Below are 4,948 nucleotides of genomic sequence, written 5' to 3' on the forward strand. Positions count from 1 at the left end.
ACAGCAAGCTGAAAAGAGGCACAAGTATGTAGGCAACCCTGTTATAGCACCGGAATCTGCTGTGTCGCATGAATCAACCGTAGTCCCCGTGAAAGGCATGGCTATACCGCCAAGGGCTGTGGATGAAGTCGCAATGCGGAAAGCCGTCCTTTCCCAGGCAGTTCTCAGGAAGTCTTAAGAAAGAGGGGATAAACATCTGATACGGACAACTCGCAATACGATACGCAACGATGAAAGTGGTGAACAAATCTGGCACTAACGGATGCGCCTCTTTTATATGATTATAATATTAACAAGAAATGCCCGCCATTGTTCTTAAATGCGAATTATAACTTCTTACTGTTGGAAGATTATCTATAAATCGGGCATGAGGGTAAGAGTGCTTACAAACAATTCGGCCCGCTTTATTGGGGGCTGCCAAACCTCGACCGGCACCTGTACCACCCGCGGATATAAATTCGGACCGGAGGTATGGATGGTATTCCGCACACCGGACCAACGTACCCTTGCGGACAGTCCCGAGCCCGGCAAGCCATAATTCCGTCGGGTCAATTGAACAACCGCCTCTCGGAATATGTTCATATCATGGGCCGGTCCCGTATGCAGCTATTTTCCGGGGTACATGACATTGAGGACATACCGCCTGATGCCGACATCCGAGGTTATGTTTAAATTTGTATATTAATTTATATTTTTATATATTTGCAACAGTTGTTGTCTAATTTACATCAGAATGACACGTGTTCGGAATATGGGAAGAATACTGTCCGCATTCCTCATGCTGGGAATTTCCTCCATGTGCGGAGCCCAGATATATAAATACTTGGGAATAGAGGACGGATTGAGTAACCGGAGGATTTACCGTATCCAAAAAGACGGGAGGGGATACATGTGGTTCCTCACCCAGGAGGGGATGGACCGTTATGACGGCAAGCGGATCAGGCATTACACTGTTCTTGACGGCAATCTGAAGGTGGCCCCGCAAGTTAATCTGAACTGGCTCTACACCGACACGGAGAACACGCTGTGGGTTGTGGGAAGGAAAGGCCGTATTTTCCATTACGACACCCTCCATGACCGTTTCCGGATGGTATACAGGATACCCGGTCTTCAGGATGACTTCGCCACGGGCATGCTCTGTTACGCCTATATGGACCGTGGGGACCGCATATGGCTCTGTCAGGGTGACCATATCATCCGCTATGACACCCGCACAGGCATTGCGCAGCGGCTGGTCTCCCGTTTAAGAGGTGATATAACCGCTATCAGCGAGACGGACGGTACAAACCTTTTCATCGGTACCGTGAACGGACTTTTTCCGGTACGGGAAAGGGACGGTGTCCTTGAGGCGCTTGCGGACACGGACAGCATCCGGACGCCGGTCAGCGAACTCTACTACCACCCCGGTTCGAAGAAACTGTTCGTGGGAACCTTCAGGAAGGGCATACTTGTATACGGAGTGTCCGCAGGCAGTACGCTGCGGAATGTGGCCGTCAACCGGATCACCCCTCTCAATGACCGGGAGCTGCTGATAGCCACGGGCGGAAGGGGGGTATACAGGATGGATATGGACTCGCTAGTGCCCAAACCCTATATAACCGCCGACTACGCCAGCCACAACGGCATGAACGGAGACAATATCAATGACATTTATGTGGATGGCGGGGACCGTATCTGGCTTGCCAACTACCCCGCCGGAGTCACAATCCGGAATAACCGCTACCAGAGCTATGAATGGTTCCGGCACTCACCGGGCAACAGCCGGTCGCTGGTTAACGATCAGGTGCATGATGTCATCGAAGACAGCGAAGGCGACTTGTGGTTCGCCACCAGCAACGGGATCAGCCTGCTGCAGCCTGCGGTAGGACGGTGGCGCTCCTTTCTCAGCCGGTCCGATGGGATACAGGATGGCGGGAACCATATCTTCCTGACGCTCTGCGAGGTCTCGCCGGGTGTCATCTGCGCCGGCGGGTACGCTTCGGGCCTGTACAGGATCGAAAAGAAAACCGGGAGGGTGGAATACTTTCCCCCCTCCTTTGCAGCAGAGGGGTGTCCAGACCAGTATATCAATGACATCGGAAAAGATTCCGGAGGATGTATATGGACAGGGGGCTGCCACAATCTCAAACGTTTCGATCCCCATGACGGCACAGTACGCCTGTACCCGGTCCCGGGCCCCATCACCGCCATACTGGAGAAGGCTCCGGAATGGATGTGGATCGGTACCGGCATGGGGTTGTACCTGCTTGACGGGCACGGGGGGACCTGCAGACATATCGCCTTTCCAGTCGAGGCGGTTCATGTCTATGCACTGTACCAGGCACCGGACGGGCTCCTGTATATCGGCACCGGCGGGGCGGGACTTCTCGTCTATGACAGCGTGGAGGACAGGTTCGTCCGCCAATACCAGACCGAGAACTGCGCCCTGATATCCAATAACATCCATACCATTGTCCCCCGTGCGGACGGCACCCTGCTACTGGGGACCGAAAACAGCGTGGCCCTGTTCCGGCGTGAGAGCGGCACTTTCAGAAACTGGACGGCAGAACAAGGGCTGGCAAGCGTATGCCTCAATGCCGGGGTATCCACTTTCCGGCACGGGGAAAGCTTCGTGTTCGGGAGTAACACCGGAGCCGTCATGTTCCCCTCCGACATGAGGATACCCGCCCCGCATTTTTCTCGGATGCTCCTGCGGGATTTCATGATCTCCTACCGCCCCGTCTATCCCGGGGACAAGGGATCCCCCTTGAGGGAGGATATTGACAATACCGTCAGGCTGGAACTTGCATATGACCAGAATACCTTCTCCCTGGAAGCTGTCTCCATCAACTACGACTATCCCTCGAACATCCTATATTCATGGAAATTGGAGGGGCTCTACGAGGGCTGGAGCCATCCGGTCCAGAGCGGGCGGATACAGTTCACGAGCCTGCCCCCAGGCAACTACACCCTGCGTATCCGTGCCGTCTCCAATGAGGAGAAATACAAGGTGTATGAGGAAAGAAGCCTCGGTCTGAGTGTCGCCCGGCCGCTGTGGGCGGGTACATGGGCCATTGCCGGATATGCGTCATTGTGTGTGTTGGCTGGGGTGGTGTCTTTTCGCGTTGCCATGTTGCGCAGGCAGAAAAGGATATCAGACGAAAAGACGTGCTTCTTCATACATACTGCCCATGATGTCCGTACTCCGCTTACGCTGATCAAGGCTCCGCTGGAAGAGGTGGTGGAGAAAGACATGGTGAAGGCGGAGGGGATGGACAATGTACGGATGGCCCTGAAAAGCGTGGACGGACTTCTGGGATTGGTCACCAGCCTGATAGATTTCGAGAGTACGGACAACTACACCTTGAGACTTCATGTCTCGGAATATGAGCTCAACAGTTATCTGGAGACGACCTGTGAGGCATTCCGCACATATGCCTCCATCAGGGACATCGATATCACCCGTGAGAGCGGCTTCCCTTACCTGAATGTCCGGTTTGACAAGGACAAAATGGACTCTATATTGAAGAATATACTGTCCAACGCACTGAAGTACACTCCACGGGGCGGGAGTATCCAGGTCCGTGCCTTCGCGGACCGGCATGTATGGGGTGTGGAAGTGGAAGACACGGGGATTGGCATTCCACCTGAGGAACGGAAGAAACTGTTCAGGAACCATTTCAGGGGCAGTAATGCCGTCAATCTGCAAGTGGCGGGAAACGGTGTCGGACTGATGATGGTACATAGGCTGGTAAGGCTGCACGGAGGCAGGGTCCGCGTTACCAGTACCGAGGGGAAGGGGACCATGGTATGTGTTATTTTTCCCCTGAGGAGCAGACGCCTTGACAAGGCATGCCCCGTTGCTTCGCCCAGGAAACAGGATACCGGGGAAACCCGCATGGGACCGGATTGCGGCCCCATGCGTGAGATCCTTCCAACAATGACCGGCGGGGACCGGCAGCGTATTCTTATTGTGGAGGACAATGACGATTTGCGGACCTACCTTGAGGGGCTGCTGAAAGAGGAATACCTGGTCCAAACCTGTTCCAACGGACGGGACGCGCTGCTTGTGGCGAGAGAATACAATCCGGACCTGATACTTTCGGACGTTATGATGCCTGAAATGGGAGGGGACGAACTTTGCGCGTCCGTCAAATCCGATATTGAGACATCCCATATCCCGGTCATGCTGCTGACCGCCTTGGGAGATGAGAAGGACATGCTGGAGGGGCTGGAAAACGGAGCTGACGCCTATATCACCAAACCGTTTAGCATAAACGTGCTCAGGGCGAATATCAGGAACATACTGGCAAACCGGGCACTGCTCAAACGGGCATACGCCGGTCTTGAGGACGGAGTCGGACAGGTTCCGCCGGACTGCCACAATACCCGGGACTGGAAATTCATGGCCTCCGTAAGGGAATGCGTCATGAAGAATATCGACAACCCCGGTTTCTGTGTGGACATGCTCTGTGGCATGCAGAACATGAGCCGCACCGGATTTTTCAACAAGTTGAAGGCGCTCACCGGCCATGCCCCGGCTGACTATATCCGCTCCATGCGGCTGCAATATGCGGCACAACTGCTCAGGGAAAAAGACTGTTCGATAACGGAAATCTCGGATGACTCGGGGTTCTCCGATGTCAGATATTTCAGGGAGGTGTTCAGGAAGTACTATGGAATGAGCCCGAGTGAGTACAGGAATTCGATGAGAGGATAACATCACGGGCAGACAGACTCCAGGATATGGCAGGTCTTATTGTCGGAGATGGTGTATGTTTCGCTCCGCACCGACAAGCCGGGCACGGTTAGCTCGTTCACCGTAATGATGAAGGCGAACAGCCGCCCTGCCCCAGTATTGAGGCTCGTGCCTGATAGGGATAGTAGAAATAATAGTGTTCGTCCAACAGCCCGCCTGCGAGCGGTGTCGGACTTTCAGTTTTCCATACGAGACCGCCCGTGTCGGCAT

2 protein-coding genes are annotated in these 4,948 nt (G+C 54.2%); one reads left to right on the plus strand and one right to left on the minus strand.

The annotated features are described in order from the left end of the window. Positions 1-733 precede the first annotated feature (733 nt). On the plus strand, positions 734-4,699 hold the full coding sequence (locus BSCG_RS01500) for a hybrid sensor histidine kinase/response regulator transcription factor (RefSeq protein ID WP_008777455.1): 3,966 nt from the start codon (positions 734-736) through the stop codon (positions 4,697-4,699). Positions 4,700-4,735: 36 nt separating this feature from the next. Here BSCG_RS01500 and BSCG_RS30180 read toward each other — a convergent pair. Then, on the minus strand, positions 4,736-4,948 hold a 213-nt coding region (locus BSCG_RS30180), incomplete at its 5' end, for a hypothetical protein (protein WP_147486970.1).

Origin of the sequence: Bacteroides sp. 2_2_4, assembly GCF_000157055.1 — a bacterium.
Taxonomy (GTDB): domain Bacteria; phylum Bacteroidota; class Bacteroidia; order Bacteroidales; family Bacteroidaceae; genus Bacteroides; species Bacteroides ovatus.